Source organism: Kitasatospora sp. NPDC056446 (assembly GCF_042796115.1).
Taxonomy (GTDB): Bacteria; Actinomycetota; Actinomycetes; order Streptomycetales; family Streptomycetaceae; genus Kitasatospora.
On record NZ_JBHTRF010000189.1, the window covers coordinates 1 to 1,894 of the forward strand.

A 1,894-nucleotide genomic window follows, 5' to 3' on the forward strand; every position below is an offset into this window, starting at 1 on the left:
GACCATTTCCGTGCGCTGTAGATTGCCTGATAGAGGGCCGCTTTCTCATAGAGCTTCTTGCCCATGAACTCGCGCGGTTCCAAGTTGTATTGATCGACCTTGGCGTAGAACTGCCCGACGGAAACGCCGCAGTAGTGGGCTGATTCCTCGACCGTCAGCCAGTCTTTCCCGGCCAGGTTGAAATCCTCAGCCGCGCCCATCCGGCACCTCCGGGCGAGCGGAGAGCATGGCGCTGTAGCGCTCGCGGTTGTGGGGCAAGTAGTAGCCTCGGCCCATGACTTCGTCCCACAGCTTGCGCATGTCACGCAGCCAGCTCTCCTGCCGTTCCAACGTCGCCATGCCGAAGCCGTGGTCCAAGCACACCGCCATACTGACCAGCAGCGCCTGATCCGGTTCGGCGGGCGGCGTGAGGGCGGCGATGATGGCGCGAATGGCGGCGGAATCATCCTCTTCACCCAAAGCAACATCATCAGCCAGTGTCAGCCGCCCCTTGGCGCGCAGCTCCGCAGCCAGCAGCTCCCGCGCCCTCTGCTCAACGTCCATCGTCGGTCTCCTTCAGTTCGTTGCCAGCGCAGCGCGCAGCTGCTCGGTGGCGGTGTTCATGCGATTGCTCCCAGTGGCAGCCCAGGCTGCGCAACACGGATGCGCGCCTCGGCGATCGCGGCGTAGACGGGATCCTGCTCGATGCCGACGAACTGGAAACCTTCGAGTACTGCGGCCTTGCCCGTGCTGCCGCTGCCCATGAACGACAGGCCGTAGGGTGGATCGGTCACGACGGCGTCGACCGAGTTGTCGGCCATCCCACGCATCACTTCGAGGCAGTCTCCGACGTGGATCATGCGGCCGCCGTCCGCCAGCACCAGCGCAGCCCCGCGCGCGCGGCGCGGCATGCGCGGCTGATCGCCCACAGGGTGGCGATGCCGGCCAGGAAGAAGGCCAGGGCGAACACGTGGACCATTGCAGCGGTGAGCAGCTGATCAGCCATGGTTTCCTCCGGCTCTTCGCAGAAGGCCACGTACGGCCCACACTGATCGCCTTCGTGCAGCCTTCTTCCACCCGCGAGGGAGTGAATCGACCTCTGCGCGGCACTTCTTGCAGTAGCCGTTGTCATCGATCCCAGCATGCCCACGAATCGCGCACAGGATGCGGCGGCTCATTTGCCCACCGCCTGGCTGTCGATCAGGGTCAGCAGCTCCTGAATCTTGCGACGGGCGTGACCGCCATAGCCGTGGTTTATGAACTCCACCGCCTCGTCGGCGCACTTTCGCACCGCACCCAGGTCCACGGCCTGCGCGGCCTCGCCGACCAGCGGCAGCCAGCCCACCGGCGTGCCCTCGCCCTCGGTGAAGTGGTCGTGCGTCCAGCACCAGCCGGCGAACTGCCAGCCCACGCGCTCATCGGCCATCACGTTGCCGTCGTTGTTGGAGCCGATAGTCCACGCCGGGCCGGCGGTGTCCTCGGTGGCGTTGCTGATGAAGTCCACCAGCAGGCGCACCAGTGTGCCGTCTGTGGGCGCGGTATCCATCGGACGTGGGGCCATGTCCACGGCCTGCGCGTTCGGGCCAGCATTGCCCGGCAGCGGCGTGTCGAAGTGCAGGGCGTTCTTTGCCTCCTGCTTCGCCCGGATCTTCGCCATTACCTCGGGCTGGCCGATACGGGCCAGCTCGGCGTCGCCGGCAGCGTGCATGTCGAGGCCCGCCACCCAGCAGTAGCCGGCCAGCGTGACCATGACGCCGCCGACCTCCTGCGCGGGCTCTCCGACCGGGCGACCGAACACGTAGTCGACCAGGGTGGCCACGCGCGCCTTGTCGTAGCCGTGAGCCTGCAGCAGCTCCAGCACTTCCTCCAGCAGCCGGTCGCCGCGCTCGGTCATGTTGCTGTAGAGCGACGGCAG

At 66.5% G+C, this 1,894-nt stretch carries 5 protein-coding genes; all 5 read right to left on the reverse strand.

Annotated features, from left to right (window positions below):
- On the reverse strand, positions 1-200 hold a 200-nt coding region (locus tag ACFQ6N_RS40495), incomplete at its 3' end, for a hypothetical protein (protein WP_380659152.1).
- The gene (locus ACFQ6N_RS40500) at positions 187-543 is read right to left on the reverse strand and encodes a hypothetical protein (RefSeq protein ID WP_362554156.1); all 357 of its coding nucleotides are present in this window, start codon (positions 541-543) and stop codon (positions 187-189) included. The genes ACFQ6N_RS40500 and ACFQ6N_RS40495, both read right to left, overlap by 14 nt.
- A 56-nt stretch (positions 544-599) precedes the next feature.
- Complete coding sequence (locus ACFQ6N_RS40505) at positions 600-839, reverse strand: hypothetical protein (protein ID WP_362554159.1); 240 nt, start codon at positions 837-839, stop codon at positions 600-602.
- Positions 836-985, reverse strand: coding sequence for a hypothetical protein (locus ACFQ6N_RS40510; protein WP_362554162.1), 150 nt, complete (start codon positions 983-985; stop codon positions 836-838). The genes ACFQ6N_RS40505 and ACFQ6N_RS40510 overlap by 4 nt, the downstream gene beginning before the upstream one ends.
- Before the next feature lie 168 nt (positions 986-1,153).
- On the reverse strand, positions 1,154-1,894 hold a 741-nt coding region (locus ACFQ6N_RS40515), incomplete at its 5' end, for a hypothetical protein (RefSeq protein ID WP_380659154.1).